The following is a 22051-nucleotide window of genomic DNA, read 5'->3' as shown; positions in this document are numbered from 1 at the left end:
CGGCTGAATGCCGACGAGGTAGTTGGTTCGAAGCAGAAAAATAGAGGTAATAAAGAAATAAAATCCTTGAAATGAGATAGCCCGATCCTGGTCATTTTTATTTTTCTCATTTAAGGCTTGCTTAATTTTCACTCTATAGATTTAGAAGTGAAAATACGATGAAGGCATTGCCGGGTATGGTAGACTGAAAATAGTTCGATAAAAATCAGTGCGGTTTTATTGAACCGTAATATATATCAAAGTCAAGTGCTTTCTATTGGAAATAATTTGGTTTAGCCAGGGTTTGGCTTGTCACAATACGCGTCAGGTGAACAGTTGTTAAAAATGTTCATTATTTACACTGGTAACTCACCAAACGCAGGTGGCTATAACTAAGGAAGCGTTGAAGGCGCGACTCATTATCAGGAGCCTGTTATGAATATTTTAAGACACATTACCGTCAGACGAATGCTGTTAATTATTCTGACATTGTTTACCGTTATTTGGGGAATGGCATCCATCTTCACGCTGGGTTCATTCAGCAGCATGATTAATTTGCTGAATGACAATATGGCACAAAAGAAAAGTTACTCTACGCTGGTCAAAGGCAATGATCAGTATTTTCGGTCAGTGACCCGGATGTTGCGAGTGGTAGATTACTTGCAGATTGGCGATACCGAGAATGCACAGAAAACACTGAGTGCAGCCGACAGTGCCTTGAAGAATAGCAAAGAGGCGCTGGAGCAGTTTAAACGCAGTGAGCACATCGGGGTAGATAAAGAGATCGTTCAGCAGATGGGCGAGGCTTGGGGGCGGTTGCTGCAAAGCGGCGTGGAACCCATGCTGACAGCGCTTAAGAACGGTCAGATGGATGATTTCCGTCAACTGTTTCGCAAACAATATCCGCCGTTGAGCGTAGATTTCGGTGGTATCGCGGATAAATATGCCACGGCGATTCAATCTGACGATGCCATCATTTCGGCCTCAAAACACCTCTCCCTCAACAAGGAACTGCTGCTGGCTGCGTTGATTCTGGGCATCATCGTACTGTTCCTCAGTGATCGTTATCTGGTGAATTATCTGGTGAAACCGCTTGGTCAGATTAAACGTCACCTTGAATTGCTGACCAGCGGTAAGTTAGGTGTCGAACTGGATGAGTTTGGTCGTAACTGCGCCGGTCAGTTGATCCCTTATATCCGTGCGATGCAGAGTAACCTGCGTAATACCGTACAGACTATCCATGACAGTTCGTCAGTCATTTACAGCGGCAGTAGCGAAATCCGGCAGGGTAATGACGAACTGTCGCGCCGTACCGACCAGCAGGCGGCTGCATTGCAGGAAACCGCCGCCAGTATGGAAGAGCTGACCTCGACGGTAAAAAACAATGCGGACAACGTGCGTCAGGCGCGGCAGATTTCGGAAGAAGCGCAGAAGATGGCCCGGCAGGGGGGCGACATCACCGACAGCGTGGTGACCACCATGCAGAGTATTTCCGACAGCTCACGCAAGATTGCGGACATCACCAGCGTGATTAACGGCATTGCCTTTCAGACCAATATTCTGGCGCTGAATGCGGCGGTGGAAGCGGCGCGGGCCGGCGAGCAGGGACGTGGTTTTGCGGTGGTTGCCGGAGAAGTGAGAAGCCTGGCACAACGCAGCGCGCAGGCGGCGAAAGAGATTGAGACGCTGATCGGCGAATCGGTCAACCGGGTAGATACCGGTTCTGCACTGGTACGTGAAGCGGGCAGCGCCATGGAAGTGATCATCTCCTCAGTATCGCGGGTGCATGATTTGATGGGGGAAATTTCGGCGGCCTCTGACGAGCAAAGCCGGGGGATTGACCAAATCGGCCAGGCGGTGACGGAAATGGACGGCGTGACGCAGCAGAACGCGACGCTGGTGCAGGAAGCCGCATTGGCGGCAGCAACGCTGGATGAACAGGCACAGAGCCTGGCGGCGGCGGTGGCGGCGTTCGATCTGGGAACAACGTCGGCGGCGTTACACGCACCGCGTACTGCGGCTCCGGCGTTAAAACGTCCGGTACTGAAAGCGGCTGCTCTGCCGGACCGCTCATCGAATGGTGACTGGGAAACCTTTTAACGTGTAGTACAACTCTGATTCTACTGTGGAATGCACCGGTTAGCCGGTGCATTTTTTATTGTCAGCCCTAAACCATCTCCTTGGGAAAGGGGGGGGGTAGTCCGAACGTTTTGAGTGGTATTAGTGCTTTATTCGATGCAATTTTTATCCGAATAAACGGTTGCGTCATCTCATTTTTTCTATCGCTGCCTATACTTGCTGATAATCAGAACGCACCGGTTCAGATTTAATTACCATGCTTATAAAAACATTAAGGTATTAATTCTCTGGGTGACATATCCCGTCGATGGTGCTGCACGATACGCATGTTCTGATATAGGGAGACTGCCATATTAGGGGGGTGACGCATACTCTGCTACCTAGCGAATCCTGGAAAAACGTCAAATAACATTCGGGAGTAAACCATGTCTTTTTTAAGAAATATCAGTATAAGAATGATGATGTTATTTATTATGGGTTTTTTCGTGGTGCTATGGGGAGGAGCGTCTGGATACAGCTTATTGTCATTAAAACAAGTTACTCTGCTGCTAAGCGATAACTCGGTTCAAGGTAAAACCTACAGTTATCTCACCTATGGTAATGACCAATATTTTCGCTCTGTCACCCGAATGGCGCGGGTGATGGATTATTTGCAGTTTAACGATACTGAGAATGCCAAAAAGACACTGGATATGGCGCTGACGGCCATAAATAATAGCAAGGGTGCATTGGATAAATTTAAAGCGGCGCCACAGATAGGTATTGATCGAAAACTCACCGACGAGATGGTGGCAAGCTGGTCAACACTGCTTTCGACTGCGATTGACCCCATGTATGCAGCGCTACAGAAAAATGATCTGGAGGCTTTTCGCAGCGTGTTTCGTAAAGTCTATCCGCCAGCCAGTTGGGCATTTGGTGATGTTGCCCAAAAATATACGGCAGCAGTCACGAATTCTGATTTTCTGGGAACGGTTAATACATACAACAATTGGACCCGAAATGTCTTAATTCTGGCATTGATTATCAGTGTGTTTATTTTCCTTATTAGCGAACGCTACCTGACTACGTACCTGGTGAATCCTATCACAGCGATCCAGGGGCATCTTGGAAAACTGATCGCCGGTCGTTTGGATCAGCATCTGGATGAGTTCGGTCGCAACTGTGCTGGACGTATTATTCCTGATATCAAACAGTTGCAGTTTAGCCTGAAAGATACCGTCTCGCTGATTCGGGATACCGCTGAGGCGATTTATCAGGGGGCGACCGAAATCCGGCAAGGTAATAACGATCTGTCAGGTCGTACCGAGCAGCAAGCGTCTGCGTTGCAGGAAACCGCTGCCAGCATGGAACAACTCAGTTCTACTGTGCAGCACAATGCGGAAAACGTGCATCAGGCAACCAAACTGGCACAGGAGGCATCTGACGCAGCCATACAAGGCGGGAAAATCACCAATAATGTGGTGGAGACCATGGACAGCATTACCGCCAGTTCCAATAAGATTGCCGATATTACATCGGTAATTAACGGTATTGCCTTTCAGACCAATATTCTGGCATTGAACGCCGCCGTGGAAGCCGCCCGCGCTGGTGAGCAAGGCCGTGGATTCGCGGTGGTGGCAGGGGAAGTGCGTAGTCTGGCACAGCGTAGCGCACAGGCGGCGAAAGAGATCGAGGGGTTGATTGCCGAATCGGTATCAAGGGTGGATATGGGGTCATCGCAGGTCAAGCAGGCTGGGGAAGCGATGCAGACGATTATCAATGCAGTATCGCACGTCAGTAATTTGATCGGTGAGATTGCTTCGGCATCGGATGAACAGAGCAGAGGGATTTCGCAAATCGGTCAGGCCGTTAATGAAATGGACGGTGTGACCCAGCAGAATGCGACATTAGTGCAACAGGCGATGGCGGCGATTGCCTCGCTGGAAGAGCAGGCGCGACAACTGACGCAAGCAGTGGAAGTGTTCCATCTTGGCAATGAGCACCACTCTGCGACGGGAAACATGAGCATGGCACTAAAGCGCTCATCGTCCAAGGGAACAACGCCTGCCTTACCACCAGCAAATAAAACCAGTGGACAAGGTAACTGGGAGCAATTCTGATCCTGTTGCATTGCCGCCCGCCGTATTCGTGTGTCATGAATGCGGCAGGGCGTGTCGTTGTGACAACGTGAGTCTACCACCTGTGCTGATGTGGCTCTTGCTACGAGGCAATGAAGCTCGGATTGACGCCAGTCGAAGCTCCCAACATGCGTATGTGTTTTTTGTCTCGTATGCCCGTCTGTGTTGCATAGCGGCACGCCGTAAAATATTGCCCCATGTTCCGCCGATAGATTCAGGTGAATACTGGTCGTCGCCTCGACCAGTGCGTGAAGTCACATTCGACAAATGACCATGGGTTATAAATTGTGTTTGTTGTGTACGCAGCTATTGACCTGCCCCTCATTGATTAACAAACCGCGATGTTAGTAATGTCCTCGGTGACTACTAACGCCCGGAGAAAATAAATAATGGCGGATTCACTTATCCCTAATATCGTTGTATCAATGCCTTCTCAATATTTCTCTCTTGCCCATTCGTTCAAGGCTAATGCCAACGGTAAGATTTACATTGGAGCCATTGATACCGATCCAACCATCCCAGCCAATCAGATTCAGGTCTATGTCGAAAACGAGGATGGCAGCCACGTACCAGTAGCACAGCCAATCGTTATTAATGCTGGCGGCTATCCGGTATACAACGAGCAAATTGCCAAGTTCGTTACCGTTCAAGGTCATTCGATGGCGATTTACGATGCCTACAATGAGCAGCAATTTTATTTCCCTAACGTTCTGAAGTATGAACCGGATCAATTAAGAATCGACCTGTCTTCCAGCGCTGGGACCTACCTTATAGGAAAGGGTGATCAGACATTAGATGAATATCTAGAATTTAATAAACGCGAGTTCGATAACTCATGGAGACGTTATGTAGGTCACATAACAACTATGCAAAAAGAAGGCACATATTCTGGGGAAGTTCATTATAATCCGGTTAGTGATGATGGGAAAACCATTGGCAACTATACGTTTGAATCTCCGGTTATTATAGATTTTTCATCAACATCTGATTATGTTGTCCCTTCATCAGGAGTGATATTTAAACTCGGTGTAAATGGACTTACACAAATTGCTAATTTTTCACAGGACAACTATCGGTTAAAAAACTTCACAGCGATTGGCGGAACTCCGGAAATTGCAACATTTGAGCCATTCACTGGATTAACCGCCGTGATAGAAAATGTGCGCATCATAAATAATGGAGAGCCATCAAAATATGCAATTAATTTCAAAGGGCAAAATTGGTGGCCCACCGTATCGAACAGCATATTTAAAGACTACACAGATAAAAAAGGAAATTTCTGTAAAGCGATAGATGACGGTGGGGAATCATCAATACGACGCAGTGGAAATAGCAGGTTGCTTTTTACTGGAAATAAGGTTTGGTTTGGTGGATCAGAGCTTGGTGGAAGTATGTTAACCGCAAGCGCTGTATTCAATATTATCAGAGATAACGCTTGTGAACATGCTGAAAACGCTGTTGTTTTACAATATCCGTCCGCATTTAGCTGTATAGACGGCCTATATGCTGAGTGTTTTTTTGGAGGTGGAAAGCAAATACTTATCGGAGATAAAGATGCAGAGCCACCTATGTCAACAATGCCAATGTATGGCATAAAAATAAAAAATATCTATTTCAATAATCATTCACAACAGTCGAATCGGCTGATCGCTGCCGGAAATAACACGGTAGCGATTATTGATCTCGTAATTGACGACGTTACCATTACAAACCCTAATGTCAATGCGCCAGTTATTGAAGTTAACGATGTTCCTGGTCAGTCAATTTATGTCGGTAATATATCGTCAGGCGGAATGCCGTTAATAAACAAAACCAATAATGCTGTTAAGGTAATTGATGTTAATGGGAATTTCATAAAATCGCTGAACGGAAATCTAGCATCTGGAGGGCCTGATTCATTTACTGTTAAAAACGGAAGGATGAATGTATTTGGCAACTATTTCATTAATTCAAATGGAACGTTTAGCGTATCAAGATATGCATCGGGCGATCAGTATCAAAAAAATAGAGAGTCTAAAAACTATGCTGCAATGACAGTAACCGCAGGCACATCATGCGGATTTGAGTGGCAAAACCCGCGTTATACAGATATCTCTGGCAGAACAGCAACCGTACAATTCTTAGCTAAATCTAGTACCACGGTTTCTGTGATCGTCTTGGTAAAATGTAAGTATCAGGGAGGAGTAATTACGTTAGCGGCGTCAGCAGAAACAATTAATGGAGGGGATTTTCAAGAATTCACAATTCCATTCTACGCGTCTCGCACAGATAATGACGATGCCGTGCTTTCAGTTGAATTGCGCATAGATGCATCATCTACAGTAGATGTTTATGTCTGCGCATACAGGCTAAATAGAGGCGACACGGGATTGTGTAGAGCGGCAACTGATTTTACGAGAGGCGAAATAGATGCGCTGCTACCGCAATACGTGTTTATATAGCTAATATTGCGTGACACAACCGCGCTGTAATGTGACGAGCTGTGCCGTATTGCAGCGTAAAGGAGCGACGTGAGCGGGATGGATGTGGTAGTGGATCGAAAAATTAGTGCAAGACACCCATATCATCTTGCTTTCATTTTTTCTCTCCAGCTATCACAATCGCTGGATAATCGTCAGGCTCTCCATTAGAGTTGTGGGCTACGTTGGCTCCGGGCAACGTCAGACAGAAAGACACCTGCTGGAGAAAAAAATGTCGGCTGTATTAACAAAAGAAGCAGCTCTGGTTCACGAAGCATTGTTGGCGCGTGGCCTGGAAACCCCACTGCGCGGCAAAATGCTGGAGAGTGAAACCCGTAAGCGCCTCATCGCTGAGCACATGACGGAAATCATGAACCTGCTGAACCTCGATCTGGAAGACGATAGTCTGGCAGAAACGCCTCACCGCATTGCTAAAATGTATGTGGAAGAGATTTTTTCCGGTCTGGATTACGCCAACTTCCCGAAGATCACTATCATCGAAAATAAGATGAAAGTAGACGAAATGGTGACGGTGCGCGACATTACGCTGACCAGCACCTGCGAACACCATTTTGTGACTATCGATGGTAAGGCGACGGTGGCCTACATCCCGAAAGATGGCGTGATTGGGTTATCTAAAATCAACCGCATCGTGCAATTTTTCTCTCAGCGCCCACAGGTGCAGGAGCGGCTGACTCAGCAAATTCTGGTTGCATTGCAGACGTTGCTTGGCACCAACAACGTGGCAGTATCGATTGACGCGGTGCACTATTGTGTTAAGGCACGCGGTATTCGTGATGCCACCAGTGCTACTACCACCACCTCGCTGGGCGGTTTGTTCAAATCCAGCCAGAATACCCGTCAGGAATTTCTGCGCGCGGTGCGTCATCACCACAACTGAGTATGATTGTTGCTCGTTTTCTGGCGGTTAACCGCAACCGCCAGAAAATCATGGGCATTTGCCGTATCAGTCACTACAATTCGCGAATACGTCCCTGTATTTGCTAAAAACCATGCCACCACCACCTCATTCTTCATCTCGTATCCCTATGCTGGACTTCGCTCGTGGGTTGGCGATGCTTGGCATCCTGTTGATGAACATTGTTTCGTTCGGCTTGCCACATGCTGCGTACCTCAACCCGGCGTGGCAAGGGCCGCCATCTACCGCTAATGCCTGGACATGGGCGCTGATGGATATGGTGGCGCAGGGGAAATTTCTTACGTTGTTTGCACTGCTGTTTGGCGCCGGACTGCAACTGCTGCTAAAACGCGGCAAGCGCTGGATTCATGCCCGGTTATTCTGGTTGATGATATGTGGCCTGCTGCACAGTCTCTTTCTGTGGGACGGCGACATTCTGCTGGACTATGGACTGATAGGGCTGGTGTGTTATGGCATGTTGCGTCATGCCGACAGCACTCGCATGTTGCTGCGTACCGGCGTCGTGTTGTACCTGATGGGTCTGGCGATGCTGGTGGTGTTGAGTCAGGTGTTGAGCCAGGACGGCGGGAATTTCTGGCAACCGGGACCAGCCGAGGTGACCTATGAAGCCTGGTGGCTGACTCAGGGGGGGGCTGAAGCCTGGCGTAACCGCCTGTCACTACTGAATGAAAGTCTGCTGTCATTAGGCATTCAGTATGGCTGGCTGCTGGCCGGGTCGATGCTGTTGGGTGCAGCACTGATGCGCAGTGGTTGGTTGAAGGGGCAGTTTAGTCAGCGCCATTACCGCCGTGTTGCACTGTGGTTGTTGCCGCTGGCGTTGCTGATTAACGGGTTGGGTATCATGGCTCAGTGGCAACTGCAGTGGGACTATCGTTGGTGCGGTTTATTGCTGCAAATTCCGCGAGAAGTGGGGGCACCGCTGCAGGCGATTGCGTATCTGGCGTTGTGTTATGGATTCTGGCCGGTACTGGCGAACTGGCGGCTGACCCGCTGGATAGTGAATGTCGGGCGTATGGCGTTAAGCAGCTATCTGCTACAAACCCTGATTTGCACTACGCTGTTTAATCGTTTTGGCTGGTTCATGCAGTTGGAACGCTGGCAGCTATTGCTGGTGGTGCCACCGGTGTGGCTGTGCAATTTGCTGGCAGCGCGTATCTGGCTGGGTATTTTCCGACAAGGGCCAGTAGAGTGGTTATGGCGTTGGCTGACGGCACAGGTAGCGGGGCCGGTTTCAGCGCAGTCCGCAAATGAGCCGTGATTAACGGGAAGACGACGTGGATGATTTCTGCCGTAACGGCGGCTCTACGCGTGAATCCTGCTCGTTCATGAATTCTGGCGGTACCGCTGGATAGCTAGGTTCATCATCCGAAATTTTATATTCAGATGGAATGGGTACCTGTGGTCCCAGGAAACGAGGCTCACGCTTGAGGATATAAAGATCGAACAGGGTGCCCAGCCGGGCGCCAAATTCCCGCAACCGTACCTGCCAGATATCCTTGGGTGAAGGCACTGCGAAACACTGCGCCTGAATGCCCTTGTGCAGGGCGATAAACAACGCGCGTTCGCAATGAAACCGCTGGGTAATAATAGTGAAATCGTTGGTATCGAATACCCTGCGGGTTCGCACGATGGAGTCCAGAGTACGAAAGCCGGCGTAATCCAGCACGATACTGGTGGGAGGAACTCCGGCAGCGATCAGGTCGCGCCGCATGGTCATCGGCTCGTTATAGCTCTGCTGCGCATTGTCGCCGCTTAGCAGCAAATAACTGATTTTTCCGCTGTTATAAGCATTGATCGCACCCTGAATACGGAACAGGTAATACTGGTTGATAACACCAGTACGGTAATACTTGGCTGTACCCAGCACCACCCCGACCTGACGCGGCGGCAAGTCTTGCACATCCTCGTAGATATAAGGCGCGGTTCGCCAACTAATACAGCGGTCAAGCAGAAATGCGCTGCAGGCCATCACCAGAACTGTGGCAAAAAGGCCAAATATCAGTCGTTTCCACATGCTGCTGCCTTCATCCGCATGGAGTAGAAAGTCATCATGGCGTAGATAGTCATGAGGCAAGGCTACTTGAGGTGCCTGAGTGACGCAAGGCGAACTGTCTGGAAGTGGCAAACATTGCTGATTTTTTGGGCATAATCGTGGGTGGGTGGAAGAACCGGCCAGGGGGTAATCCAGCCGGTTAGCAGGGGATCAGACCAGGCTGCCCCATAAGTCGTATTCATCGGCGTGTTCAATCTTCACGGTAACCAGATCGCCAACCTTGACCCGTTTTTCACCGTTCAGATAGACCGCGCCATCGATCTCCGGTGCATCCGCCATGCTGCGACCGATGGCTCCTTCTTCATCCACTTCATCGATCAGCACGTTCAGTTCTCGCCCGATTTTAGCCTGCAGACGCTGACTGGAAATCTGTTGTTGTACCTGCATGAAACGATGGTAACGTGCTTCTTTCACGTCTTCCGGCACCTGATCCGGTAGTTCGTTTGCCGCAGCGCCCTCAACCGGGCTGTAACGGAAACAACCTACGCGATCCAACTGCGCTTCTTGCAGGAAATCCAACAGCATCTGGAAATCGTCTTCGGTTTCGCCGGGGAAGCCGACAATAAACGTTGAACGTAGGGTGAGGTCAGGACATATCTCGCGCCAGCGCTTAATGCGCTCCAGAGTACGTTCCACCGCGCCGGGGCGTTTCATTAGCTTGAGGATTTTCGGGCTGGCGTGTTGCAACGGAATATCCAGATACGGTAGCACCTTGCCAGCCGCCATCAGCGGGATAATGTCATCCACATGCGGATAGGGGTAAACATAGTGCAGGCGCACCCACAACCCCAGCGTTGACAATTGTTCGCACAGGCTGACCATACTGGTTTTCACCGGCTGACCGTTCCAGAACCCGGTGCGGTGTTTGACATCGGCGCCGTAGGCAGAGGTATCCTGAGAAATGACCAGCAGCTCCTTCACTCCCGCTTCTGCCAGTCGTTTGGCTTCATCCAGTACAGAGCCGATGGGACGGCTGTCTAAATCGCCGCGCATCGATGGAATGATACAGAAAGTACAGCGGTGATCGCAGCCTTCAGAAATTTTCAGGTAGGCGTAGTGACGTGGCGTCAGCTTTACGCCTTGCGCCGGGATTAAGCTGGTAAACGGATTATGTTCCGGCTTCGGGACATAATGATGCACGTGGTTAAGAACCTGCTCATAGCTGTGCGGACCAGTGATTTCCAGCACTTTTGGATGCACTTCGCGGATGTGATTCTCTTTTGCACCCAGGCAACCGGTCACAATGACTTTACCGTTTTCGTTGAGCGCTTCGCCAATAGCTTCCAGTGACTCCTGTACTGCGCTATCGATGAAGCCACAAGTATTGACGATCACCAGATCGGCGTCATTGTAGCTTGGTACAACCTCATACCCTTCGGTACGCAGTTCAGTCAGGATGCGCTCCGAGTCCACCAGGTTTTTCGGACAACCGAGACTGACAAAGCCAATCTTGCGGGACTGATCCTGGCTGGTACCCGCGGATTGATCGCTCAGCGCTTTTTGCGGTGCCGACAGTGTGGTGGTCTGTGATGGATCGAAGGTGTTAACAGTCATAGCGTCTCATAACATCGGGTTGGGGCGGAAAAATGCGGCGGATTATACCTGAATCATCGTCAGGAAACAGTCCTGTGCGATGAAAAAACAACCAGCAAGCGTGGTGTAGCCGTGACTGTCGTTGATGACATCAAAAAGATGCAAATTTGAGTAAACTTTACCTGGTGGTCGGGTTCAACATGCGAGTAGTTTGGTTTTACGGGTAGCCTGGTTTTACGAGTTGTTTTGCATTCTGTGTCGTTTGGTATGCGGTGCTCTGATTATCATCACCAATAACAGGGAGAATTGACATGCTTTTGTCCCGCTTTCGTTGTTTTACCTTGCTGGTGTTGGCGGCGGGGGGGTTGTTTTCTGTGAGGCTGTTTGCTGCGCCGACAGTAACCGTGTTGCAGGATAATCTTGATCACCCCTGGTCGATGGCGTTTCTGCCAGACGATCAGGGATTGTTGCTGACTGAGCGTTCAGGTCAGTTGCGGTACTGGCAGACCGGGAAGGGGGTATCAGCGCCGATTGACGGCGTCCCGGCGGTGTTTGCCTATTCGCAGGGCGGTTTGCTGGATGTGGTGTTGTCACCAAACTTTCGCCAGAATCGTCGCGTATACCTGAGTTATGCTGAGTCAGGGCCAGCAGGACTGGCGGGAACGACAGTCGGATATGGCGTGCTGTCGGATGATATGCAGCGGCTTAACCACTTCACTGTGATTTTCAGGCAATTGCCGAAACGTTCGACCGGTGCGCACTTTGGCGGTCGAATGGTGTTTGATAAGCAAGGCTATCTGTTTATTGCATTGGGTGAAAATCAGCAACGTATGCTGGCCCAGGATCTGGGTAGCTTGCAGGGGAAGCTGGTACGCCTCACGCCCGATGGACAAGTTCCGGCTGATAATCCCTTTGTGAATCATACCGGGGCCAGACCGGAGATTTGGGCCTACGGATTACGCAATCCACAGGGACTGGCGCTTAATCCGTGGTCTGGTGATGTGTGGGAAAGTGAGCACGGCCCACGAGGCGGTGATGAGGTGAATATTCCCCGACCGGGAGAAAATTACGGTTGGCCGCTGGCGACTTATGGCATCGATTACTCAAGGCAGAAAATTCCGGAGTCTCAGGGAATGGAGGTAGATGATGCCGCCAATCCGATTTATTACTGGAAAGTCTCACCAGCCATCAGCGGCATGACATTCTATAACAGTGGTCGTTTCCCAACCTGGCGGCATTCGTTATTTATCGGTGCACTGTCTGGCACCAGCCTGATTCGGTTATCGCTGGAGGGGGATCGTGTCATTTCCGAAGAGCGTATGCTGACAGAGCGGAACGAGCGTATTCGAGACGTGCGAGTCGGGCCTGATGGCTATCTCTATGTATTGACTGACCAGGATGACGGTAAATTGCTGAAGATTGGGCTGGCTGAGTGATGAAACGCTTTGCTGCTGATGTACCTTGTTGTGCAGGTGCGCCCGAAAGTGGGCGCACGCGGTGATATCAGGTTAGTGGTAGCATCACGGTCTGGCGGAATGCGTCCCGTTCGGTCAATTGCTGATACCAGCGTTCCAGATGTGGGCGAGGCTGGCGGTTAATCGGCAGGTTGAACCAACTATAAGCGATGCATCCTATCGGGATGTCGCCAATACCGAATTCGTCGCCGGACAACCAGCGCTGCTTTGCCAGTATGGTGTCAGCAATACTGAATAATTTTTCGCAATCGGCAATCCCGGCATCGACATCCTGCATGTTGCGTTTTTCCGGGGCGGTGCGTACCAGATTGATGAATACCTTCTTGTATGGATCAGTGAAACTCGTTGCCCAGTCCAGCCATTTGTCGATGCTGGCCTGGATTTTCGGGTTAGCGTGGTAGAAACGCCCCTGGCCATATTGTGCAGCCAGATAGCGCACGATGGCGTGTGATTCCCACAGCACCAGCTCGTCGTCCTGTAAGCAGGGGACTAACCCGTTGGGATTCATGGACAGATAATCAGGGTCGTGGTTGCGTCCGAAGTGTCCTCCTGCCGGCACCAGCTGATACGCCAGTCCGAGTTCTGCTGCGCACCAGCGCGCTTTCTTCACATTGGTCGAATTTTCACGACCCCAGATTATCAACATCGCATTACTCTCCTTTGTGTTGCTTTGGTGCTTAAAAGTCAGCGGGGTATCACGCTGTTCGGGCAGTATTAGCTCGTTGTCACTATATCCATCGCAACGGTGTGATGTCACTGATTATGACAAGGTGATAAACCAGCAGCGCTGGATAAAAACGCAACTGCCAATACCGGATAGATAACAATGATAAAAAATTGGTGGGAACAGGACAGGGGGACAACAACAGTGGGAGATGTGTCGGTTCAGGCGGATGAGACTATGGGATGAACGGTCTTCTTTTGAATCTGGCTCGGTCTGGTGGCTCAAAGATGAATGGTAAGGTATTTTGTTGACGGTTCCGTTCATCGGCGAACTGATTGAAAAACCGTGCTGATAATCTCGAATGTCGCCGATAAATTAATATTATTTGATAATTTATGTCATACCCAAGACCCTGAAATTATTCAGGGACCTGGCAGTATGTTTTTCGTTATGCGAAAAATGATATTATTCTTTCTGCTACTTGCTTTGCTGCTTTCCTGTTTTCAAGATCGAGAAAGTGACCGGCTTCAGGAATCGTAGTAAATTCACAAGAGTTGATATACTTTTCCATTTTTTTGATATCGTCAGCGGTAGTGTATTCGTCATCTTCACCATTCAGGAAAAGCACTTCAGCATTAATGTCTTTAAATATTTCAATATAGTTATCTTCCTTAAGCGTGAGTACCTGGTCTATATGGAAGTTAACCTGCTGAAATGCGAACTCGCTCATGGAGGATATATGCTTTAGATTAATATGCTTTAATAAAGGTGGTAAAAATTTACCTACTTCATTATTGAGCAACTCTGCTGCTTTTTCAAATTCCTTCGAATGGATGTAATACTTGGCTCGTTGAATATAATCGCGCATTTTGTCGTTAAGATGTGCTGAAAACGACGCGATTACGGCTTTCTTGATCTGTTTAGGCTTATGCGACAAGGCAAGCATTGAAGACAGTCCGCCCCACGAGATCGACAGGAGGTGGTCCGGTTCAAATGTATCGATGAGATGAAGCAGAATATTGACTTCATCGTTTTTAGTTATGACTCTATCCAGCGTGTTGTAAGGCAACGATTCACCAATAAACGGTAAATCAAAAAGAATTATATTATATCTGCTGGAGAGGTTTTTTACGGTGTTTTTGAATGCCGCCGTTGTCGATAGTGCTCCGTTAACCATAATAATGGTTTCATGTGCAGGATCGGAAATATGCCTTTCAACATATATTTTCCATGAGTCATATGTGACAATGCATTTTTCTATTGACATGATAAAGTCCCTTTTGTTTGCCCGGCCAGGGGCATGGCGCTATCGTTAGACCATTTTTAGTATTGAGATTTAACCGGATTAATAATCCTTCCTCTTAAAAAGCTTAAGGAATAAAGGAATTATGCTTTTTGTTAATATATTGACACGATTAATTTATCACATTATTTGGGATGAGATAAATGGCATCTAATTTATTTGCACTATTAAGCTTTCTAAAAAGAAATAGCAGATTGAAAATGCTGAACTAAGTGCTATGCCAAGACTATTTCGTCAGTAATTTTCATTAGTTCGACAGGAATGTAGGAGCGATGGCGCTGTAGTGGTGTAAACGCTGACATTATCATCTGGTAGTAGTGAGTCTGACTGTGCGCTCATACAGGTTTTGCTGGTTTTTTTGTCTTTTTTGACGAACTTTACAGAATTAACGATTCTATTCTCAGGTATGACCGGCTACCTTGTACCATCTGGAGTGAGTAAACTGATTGAAGATCCTCACTTTTAACACGTTATGGACCACGCGCATGAAGAGAATGACACCTCGCATTTCCTGGGGACGCGTCGTCGTTGTGGCTGCCACGGTGCTGATGACGGTTTCTCCGGTGCTTCGGGCGGAGCAGATGCCGCCGCCGCAAATTGACGCTCAAGCTTTTATCCTGATTGATTATGCCAGTGGGCGAGTGCTGGCGGAGTCGAATGCTGATGCCCGACTGGATCCCGCCAGCTTGACTAAAATTATGTCCAGCTATGTGATTGGTCAGGCGATCAAAGTCGGTAAGATTAAGCCAGAAGATAGCGTGACCGTTGGAAAAGACGCCTGGGCTAATGGTAACCCAGCGCTACGCGGATCATCGCTGATGTTTCTTAAACCGGGTGACCAGATTCCGGTGTCCGATCTCAATAAAGGGATGGTGATCCAGTCTGGCAATGATGCCAGCATCGCTCTGGCGGATTATGTTGCAGGTAGTCAGGATGCGTTCGTCAGTTTGATGAACCAGTATGCGGCCTCCCTTGGGTTGACGAACACCCATTTTCTCACTGTGCATGGTTTGGATACGCCGGGGCAGTACAGCACGGCCCGCGATATGGCACACCTGACTCAGGCGTTGATCCGCAATGTACCGGTCGAATACGCGTTGCACAGTGAAAAAGAATTTACGTTCAATAATATTCGCCAGCCAAACCGAAACCGCTTGCTGTGGAGCAGCAATTTGCATGTGGATGGCGTGAAAACCGGTTATACCAGTGGCGCAGGGTACAGTCTGGTGGCTTCTGCTGTTGATGGCGATATGCGCTTGATTTCGGTTGTACTGGGCACGTCCTCTGATGCAGTACGCTTTCGGGAAAGTGAAAAGTTGTTAGCCTGGGGATTTCGCTTTTTTGAAACAGTAATACCAGTACGCAGTGATGAGCCCTTTACCATCCGGCGAGTGTGGTTGGGTACAGCAAACCAGGCCCGATTGGGTGTTGCACAGGATGCAGCGCTAACCGTTTCGAAAGGGCAGATGAAAAACCTGAAGGCCAGCTTCACGCTGACGCAACCGCAGCTCAAAGCACCGCTGAAGAAAGGGCAGGTCGTCGGGACCATTGATTTCCAACTGGATGGCAACAGTATCGGCCAACGGCCACTGGTGGTGATGGACGACATACCGGAGGCGGGGTTCTTTGGTCGCTTGTGGGATAGGATATTGATGACCTTATCCGGTTGGTTTGGCGGTCTATTCGGTTGACCGACTGGAGATTGCAAGTCTTCTGGCTGAGCCGCAGGGGCAACTGCGGCGATGGGTCAAGGCGCGATCAACTGAATGTTGTTGGCTTTGAGATAGTGCACGATGTCAGTGTCCGGCGTACGGTTGGTAATCAGCATATCAAATAAAGTCAGTGCACCGATGCGCGCGGGTTTGCGTTTGCTGAATTTGCTACTGTCTGCGATTAAAATCACCTGTTGAGATAACGCCATGGCGCGGTGTTTCATTGCCAGTTCGGCGAAATTAAAACAAGTTGCGCCAGCCTCCGTGTCAATTCCCCCTGCTGAAATAAAAGCTTTGGTCGGACAGATCTGGTCCAGTTCGTGCTGGTGTCCTAGCGGAGTAAAAATGGCATTGTCAGGATGAAATTCCCCGCCGCACAGAATAATCCGCCCATTCGGTTTGCCCTGCAACGCCAGAAAGGTATTGAGCGAATAACAAATACCGGTAAACGGCAAGTCGTCTGGAATAGCGGCGATAATGAAAGGTATGGTAGTACCGCAGTCGAAGAACAGTGTATCGTTTGGTTCGATACAGGCGGCAGCCAGTTCACCTGCGATGCTCTTTTCTACAACATGTTTGGCCTGTTGATCAGAAACGACATAATTATTGGCGCTGTTAGCTTTTGGATCACAGACTATGTAGCCGCCCAGCAGTACCACCGATGCATCTGGCCGGGCGCTCAGGTCGCGTCGGACTGTCATCTCAGAGACGCCAAGCAGTTGCGCTGCATCCTTCAGATGTAATTTGTCGGTTTTTTTTAAGGTCTGAGCCAGTTTGTTGAGTCTTGCTGCGCGACGCGTTTCCATGTTTTCCTCAATAATGCCTGTCAGACGTGCCCGATGCAGAATATCCACCACGCACTACGTCATCCGTCATGGTAATGACTGAATCAGGATAGATGATAGGGTGAAAAGAAAAGCACTGGGATGATTAACCGCAGACAATATGTGCTGATTATTCTCAGAGATGGGGTAGAAATATAACCTCATGGAATGTAGGGCGCAAATCTATCGTGCAAATGTTATAACGTGCCAGACCTTATTAGACCGAGTAATAAAGCCAACGCACCTGCAATTTGACGTTTGACGGGTATAAAAGAAAATGCCCGTCGTTCTTGAACCTAACCGGCGTGAACGACGGGCTCCTCAATTCAGGGATATCAAAGAAAAGCAGTGGCACTAATTCAGACTTTACCTTTGGAAAAAAGTTCTGTGTGATTCAAAAAAAAACTGACGTTGATTTACAAAATGACGTCAACCGGGCAGTTGTGGCCAGATAATCACAATCAACGAACCGGCCAGTGTCAGCAACACGTTGGCGATCGCATAGGTTCCTGCGTACCCCAGTGCTGGAATATTGCTGCGGGAGGCGTCGCTGATAATCTCCATCGCCGGTGCGCAGGTACGCGCCCCCATGATGGCGCCAAACAGCAACGCCCGATTCATGCGCAGCACATAAGCACCAAACAAGAAGCAGACAACAACCGGCAACAGGCTGACAATCAGCCCGGAAAACACCATCTGGATGCCGATATCGCCAAAGCTGTGGTTAATAGTACTACCTGCGCTTAGCCCGACTCCTGCCATGAACACCATCAATCCAAACTCTTTCACCATATTCAGTGCGCCCTGCGGGATGTAACCGAAGGTTGGGTGGTTGGCGCGTAAAAAACCGAGCATGATGCCGGAAAACAGCAAACCTGCCGCGTTACCGATGCCGAAGGAAAAATTGCGGAACTGGAAGGTGATCAACCCGACCATGATACCGATGATGAAAAAGGCACAAAACGCCAGCAGGTCGGTGACCTGGCTATGGATGGAGATAAAACCGATGCGGTCAGCAATGCTTTTCACCCGGCGGGCATCGCCGCTGACCTGCAGCACATCCCCTTTGTTTAGGACTACGCCGTCATCGATCGGCATTTCGATCTGGCTACGAACGATGCGGTTGAGGAAGCAGCCATGATCGGTCAGTTTCAACTGGCTCAGGCGTTTACCCACGGCATTATGGTTTTTTACTACAATTTCTTCTGTCACGATCCGCATATCCAGCAGCTCGCGCTCAAATACTTCCTTGCCGTCGCGGAAATTGGGGTTGAGGCGAGCATGGGCATCCGGATATCCCACCAGCGCTATCTCATCCCCTAATTGCAGCACGGCGTCGCCATCCGGTGTCGCCAGAATGCCATTACGGCGGATACGTTCAATGTAACAACCCGTCTGACGGTAAATGCCCAGCTCACGCAGGTTTTTACCACCGGCCCAGGCTACCAGCTCCGGCCCGACCCGATAAGCGCGAATGATCGGCAGGTAAATTTTGCGCTGGCTGTCGGCATCCAAACCACGTTCGCGGGCTATCTGTTGTGCACTGGTCGGCAGATCCTGATGCTGCAGTTTCGGCAGATATCGGGCACCGAAAATCAGGCTCACCAGACCGATAAGATAGGTCAGCGCATAGCCGAGGCTCAGTTGCTCCTGCGCCATCGACAATTGCGGGCCGAGGTTAATGGTGTTGCGCAACGTATCTCCTGCACCTACCAGCACTGGCGTTGACGTCATGGCACCTGCCAGCATACCAGCGGTCAGGCCGATGCCCCAACCGAATACCTTACCCAGCATCAGGGCGATCAATAATGCGCTGCTGACCATCACCAATGCCAGCATCAGATAATTTTTGCCGTCGCGGAAAAAAATCGAAAAAAAGTTAGGTCCGGCTTCCACGCCAACACAAAAGATAAACAGCATAAAACCGAGATTGAGCGCATCGGTGTTGATAGCGAAATGCTGTTGTCCTAACAGCAACGACACTACCAGAACGCCAATGGAATTGCCGAGTTGCACCGAACCAAGCCGCAATTTTCCCAGACAAAGACCTAAACAGAGAACTACAAACAACAGCAGAATGTAATTCCCGTTTAACAAATCAGCGACGTTTATATTCATGGAATGTAACTTGTTGTTTACCGTTAACTTATTGATATAAAAAGTAATTTGAACTAAATTTACCTCATTAAAGAGGTTCCGGCCATGTCTGAATGACAATATGGCGATTTAAGAAAAGCGTGAACCCCGTTATTCATTATCCGGCAATGCCTCAAAAGACGGGGAATACCGTCCGATATGGTTGCGCCATTTTAGTGATTTCTCCGACGGACAAACAGCCGATGAGGCTGATAAATCAGCGCATCGTTGGCGTTTTGTCCCATCAGGGCTGTTTACCGCGACATGATTGAGGTGAGTGATGATCGTTGCTCGTCATGCGTGGCGTTACTCTATTTCGGGGAGGTTCGCATGACAGGTAACAGAGGGTGGTTGGGCGTAGTCAGCTGTTTTGTCTTGTTTACGCTGGTATTTCTCAGTCAAAAGATGCGTATTGTGGGTACGTCGTTGGAAGATGGTTTTCATGGGGACCCCGGTATGTTGTTGTTTTTACTTCCAGGGATGGTATCGAGCTACCTGTCGCGTAATCGGCGCTTGCGTTATCCCTTAGCAGGCGCATTGCTGGCCATGCCTCTTTGCCTGCTGGTGCTGCAGGTGTGGCATTTTTCCAGCCTGTCGTTCTGGCAGGAGCTGGCTTATGTCAGCGGAGCGGCGTTTTGGTGCTTGATGGGGGCATTGGCTTTCCTGTTTTTGCGTGCGGTCGGCCTGCATTATTTTTGCTAAACATTTTATTTTTACCAGAAACTATATTTTCGGCGGATACGATGGATACCGGTAACTGATGACACGGTAACGCTGGTATTTAGGGGCGAGCGATGACTGGCAGAAAAACACAAAGGCGCAGTTAGCGCCTTTGTGTTTTTCGCAGCAGCCTTGTTGCCGTAAAAACGGGATTACTGGAACAGATGTTCTCTGGCGTAGGCTTCGAAATCAGTGCAGCCGCCAATGTGTTTTTCATCCAGGAAAATCTGGGGTACGGTTTCTACCGGTTTTCCCACCGTTTTGGACAAATCGTCTTTGCTGATGCCTTCGGCGTGAATATCAACATAACGGTAATTAAAATCGTCACGCTCTTCGGTCAGCTTCTCAGCCAATTCTTTGGCACGGACACAATAAGGGCAACCAGGACGACCAAAAATAACTGCGTACATGTGAACTCCTTAAACTACTCATTTTGTCTGGGTATCGCTGTAATCAGCGATACTCCTATTGTAAACGGTTCTTAGCCAACTGCATTACTATGCCTGTAATCTGGGGTTATCTAAAGTCGTCATTGCCTGTTGCACCAATCAGCGCCATCTATTGGCCGAATACCGCCATACTCACCGTGTACCTTGCTTAAAATCGCTAATGGCATTGGTCTGCTTTCTGGTCTGACCTATACTAGCGTTGTCTCTTTAATGGCGTGCGGTGATAGCGTTTTAAGCGTCCTGACGTGTGGGGCAAATCGCACGATATAGGCAAGGGGCATAACCTTAATGGTCGTTTTATCAACAGAATAATGACCGGGCGACAGTACGGTTATCGACTTATATGCCTCGACGGAAATGAAATTTTGTATCGGGGTATGTGTTATTTCAACATTGTGCATCAGGAATATTTAACGTGACGCCAACCATCTCGTTGTTACGCCAGCATCGATCCATCCGATCATTTACCGAACAATCGCTTAATGATGAGCAGCGCAATGCCATTATTGCCGCGGCGCAAAGTGCTTCAACTTCCAGTTTTCTGCAATGCAGCTCGATTATCCGTATTACTGATCGGGCGTTACGGTCGCAACTGGTGCATTTGACGGGTGAACAACCCTGGGTTGGGCAGGCGGCGGAATTTTGGGTTTTCTGTGCCGATTTTAATCGTCATCAGCAAATCTTCCCACAGGCTGAACTGGGGTTAGCGGAACAGTTACTGCTCGGTTGCGTTGATACGGCACTGATGGGGCAGAATGCGCTGGTGGCAGCCGAATCTCTGGGGCTGGGGGGTGTCTTCATCGGCGGAGTACGTAATCAAATAGCCGAAGTCACTCGCGTGCTGGCGTTACCACAGCACGTTTTACCGCTATTTGGATTATGTATTGGGTATGCGGCAACGCAACCGGACCTTAAGCCGCGTTTGCCAGCGGCGTTGGTGGTGCACGAGAACCGTTATCAGCCGCTGGATAGCGCCGTGCTGGCGGAATATGACCAGCATATCGTTGAATACTATCGCCATCGTGATAGCAATCAGCGCATGGATAGCTGGAGCGATCAAATCCGGCGTACGCTGAGTAAGGAGCGCCGTCCGTTCATGCTGGACTACCTGCGGCAGCAGGGCTGGGCCACCCGATAGTACCTGAGCGCTATGAAAATCGCCATTCTGTCACAGGACGGCTCTCTCTATTCCTGCACGCGGTTATGCGAGGTGGCGATTTTCGCTCCAACCTTCATCAGGGCGGGTCAGTCAGCAGGGTGAACATCACGTCGCAGGAGCGTGCAATTGCGGTCAAGGCCGTAAAAACATTGGGACTGAATGTAGCGGGTGTTGATATACTGCGTTCGGCGCGAGGACCCTTGGTTATGGAAGTCAACGCGTCACCTGGGTTGGAGGGTATCGAAACCGCAACCGGGTTGGATATTGCAGGGATGATGATCGAGTACATTGAACAATATCATCGCACCGTATCCCGTTCGGCCTGATCAGGGTGAATGTCCAGACGCAAGCGTGAGCTTATAATCCGGCGTGTAAACGCGCTGTCGTGGTCAGTCAGTGTTTACCTCTGGTTGGCATTGCGTAGGTCAGGTTTTTTTATTTCCATGAAT

17 protein-coding genes and 1 pseudogene are annotated in these 22051 nt (G+C 49.4%); 10 read left to right on the top strand and 8 right to left on the bottom strand.

Annotation, left to right across the window (positions count from 1 at the left end):
- Window positions 1-414: 414 nt before the first annotated feature.
- The 4 genes from Dpoa569_RS10770 to folE all read left to right on the top strand — a co-directional run bounded on the left by Dpoa569_RS10770 (window position 415) and on the right by folE (window position 7535).
- The gene (locus Dpoa569_RS10770; RefSeq protein ID WP_146411329.1) at window positions 415-2079 is read left to right on the top strand and encodes a methyl-accepting chemotaxis protein; all 1665 of its coding nucleotides are present in this window, start codon (window positions 415-417) and stop codon (window positions 2077-2079) included.
- Between the two features lie 404 nt (window positions 2080-2483).
- Window positions 2484-4157 carry a methyl-accepting chemotaxis protein gene (locus tag Dpoa569_RS10765; protein ID WP_042870156.1) on the top strand — a complete coding sequence of 558 codons (1674 nt, stop codon included), beginning with the start codon at window positions 2484-2486 and terminating at the stop codon, window positions 4155-4157.
- Between the two features lie 407 nt (window positions 4158-4564).
- Window positions 4565-6616: a phage head-binding domain-containing protein gene (locus tag Dpoa569_RS19610; protein ID WP_050569435.1), complete on the top strand. Its 2052-nt coding sequence runs from the start codon at window positions 4565-4567 to the stop codon at window positions 6614-6616.
- A 250-nt stretch (window positions 6617-6866) separates the two neighbouring features.
- Window positions 6867-7535 carry a GTP cyclohydrolase I FolE gene (gene folE / locus Dpoa569_RS10755; protein WP_042870158.1) on the top strand — a complete coding sequence of 223 codons (669 nt, stop codon included), beginning with the start codon at window positions 6867-6869 and terminating at the stop codon, window positions 7533-7535.
- On the opposite strand, the gene Dpoa569_RS19440 is transcribed toward folE, so the two are convergent.
- Complete coding sequence (locus Dpoa569_RS19440; RefSeq protein ID WP_164837095.1) at window positions 7523-7672, bottom strand: hypothetical protein; 150 nt, start codon at window positions 7670-7672, stop codon at window positions 7523-7525. The two genes, folE and Dpoa569_RS19440, sit on opposite strands and share 13 nt — an antisense overlap.
- Window positions 7673-7683: 11 nt before the next feature.
- Here Dpoa569_RS19440 and yeiB point away from each other — a divergent pair, with 11 nt between their 5' ends.
- Window positions 7684-8832 carry a DUF418 domain-containing protein YeiB gene (yeiB, locus tag Dpoa569_RS10750; protein WP_236614461.1) on the top strand — a complete coding sequence of 383 codons (1149 nt, stop codon included), beginning with the start codon at window positions 7684-7686 and terminating at the stop codon, window positions 8830-8832.
- Here the strand turns inward: yeiB and sanA are convergent, their stop codons facing one another.
- Together sanA and rimO are read right to left on the bottom strand one after the other, a co-directional pair.
- Entirely contained in the window at window positions 8833-9588 is a 756-nt protein-coding gene (sanA, locus tag Dpoa569_RS10745) for an outer membrane permeability protein SanA (protein WP_042870160.1), read from the bottom strand.
- 189 nt (window positions 9589-9777) lie between these two features.
- Window positions 9778-11181 carry a 30S ribosomal protein S12 methylthiotransferase RimO gene (rimO, locus tag Dpoa569_RS10740; protein ID WP_173024001.1) on the bottom strand — a complete coding sequence of 468 codons (1404 nt, stop codon included), beginning with the start codon at window positions 11179-11181 and terminating at the stop codon, window positions 9778-9780.
- Window positions 11182-11471: 290 nt separating this feature from the next.
- Here rimO and Dpoa569_RS10735 point away from each other — a divergent pair, with 290 nt between their 5' ends.
- On the top strand, window positions 11472-12596 hold the full coding sequence (locus tag Dpoa569_RS10735; protein WP_042870162.1) for a PQQ-dependent sugar dehydrogenase: 1125 nt from the start codon (window positions 11472-11474) through the stop codon (window positions 12594-12596).
- Window positions 12597-12663: 67 nt separating this feature from the next.
- On the opposite strand, the gene Dpoa569_RS10730 is transcribed toward Dpoa569_RS10735, so the two are convergent.
- The gene (locus Dpoa569_RS10730; RefSeq protein WP_042870165.1) at window positions 12664-13281 is read right to left on the bottom strand and encodes a glutathione S-transferase family protein; all 618 of its coding nucleotides are present in this window, start codon (window positions 13279-13281) and stop codon (window positions 12664-12666) included.
- A 466-nt stretch (window positions 13282-13747) separates the two neighbouring features.
- The gene (locus Dpoa569_RS10725) at window positions 13748-14566 is read right to left on the bottom strand and encodes an alpha/beta fold hydrolase (RefSeq protein WP_146411325.1); all 819 of its coding nucleotides are present in this window, start codon (window positions 14564-14566) and stop codon (window positions 13748-13750) included.
- 521 nt (window positions 14567-15087) lie between these two features.
- Between Dpoa569_RS10725 and Dpoa569_RS10720 the strand changes: the two genes are divergently transcribed.
- A complete protein-coding gene (locus Dpoa569_RS10720) occupies window positions 15088-16293 on the top strand; it encodes a serine hydrolase (protein ID WP_042870167.1) in 1206 nt (401 codons plus the stop codon).
- Window positions 16294-16349: 56 nt separating this feature from the next.
- Here the strand turns inward: Dpoa569_RS10720 and deoR are convergent, their stop codons facing one another.
- Window positions 16350-17120, bottom strand: coding sequence for a DNA-binding transcriptional repressor DeoR (gene deoR, locus Dpoa569_RS10715; RefSeq protein ID WP_042873881.1), 771 nt, complete (start codon window positions 17118-17120; stop codon window positions 16350-16352).
- 447 nt (window positions 17121-17567) lie between these two features.
- A complete protein-coding gene (locus tag Dpoa569_RS10710) occupies window positions 17568-19256 on the bottom strand; it encodes an aspartate:alanine antiporter (protein ID WP_042870171.1) in 1689 nt (562 codons plus the stop codon).
- 348 nt (window positions 19257-19604) lie between these two features.
- Between Dpoa569_RS10710 and Dpoa569_RS10705 the strand changes: the two genes are divergently transcribed.
- Window positions 19605-19976 carry an inner membrane protein YbjM gene (locus Dpoa569_RS10705; RefSeq protein ID WP_042873882.1) on the top strand — a complete coding sequence of 124 codons (372 nt, stop codon included), beginning with the start codon at window positions 19605-19607 and terminating at the stop codon, window positions 19974-19976.
- A 170-nt stretch (window positions 19977-20146) separates the two neighbouring features.
- Here the strand turns inward: Dpoa569_RS10705 and Dpoa569_RS10700 are convergent, their stop codons facing one another.
- A complete protein-coding gene (locus Dpoa569_RS10700) occupies window positions 20147-20404 on the bottom strand; it encodes a GrxA family glutaredoxin (protein WP_042870173.1) in 258 nt (85 codons plus the stop codon).
- A 454-nt stretch (window positions 20405-20858) separates the two neighbouring features.
- Between Dpoa569_RS10700 and nfsA the strand changes: the two genes are divergently transcribed.
- Together nfsA and Dpoa569_RS10690 are read left to right on the top strand one after the other, a co-directional pair.
- On the top strand, window positions 20859-21581 hold the full coding sequence (nfsA, locus tag Dpoa569_RS10695) for an oxygen-insensitive NADPH nitroreductase (RefSeq protein ID WP_042870175.1): 723 nt from the start codon (window positions 20859-20861) through the stop codon (window positions 21579-21581).
- Window positions 21582-21655: 74 nt separating this feature from the next.
- Window positions 21656-21928: pseudogene (locus Dpoa569_RS10690) on the top strand (ATP-grasp domain-containing protein); the annotation flags it as partial.
- Window positions 21929-22051: the final 123 nt, after the last annotated feature.

Origin of the sequence: Dickeya poaceiphila (genome assembly GCF_007858975.2) — a bacterium.
Classification (GTDB): domain Bacteria; phylum Pseudomonadota; class Gammaproteobacteria; order Enterobacterales; family Enterobacteriaceae; genus Dickeya; species Dickeya poaceiphila.
This window is presented reverse-complemented; position numbering and strand designations above follow the sequence as displayed.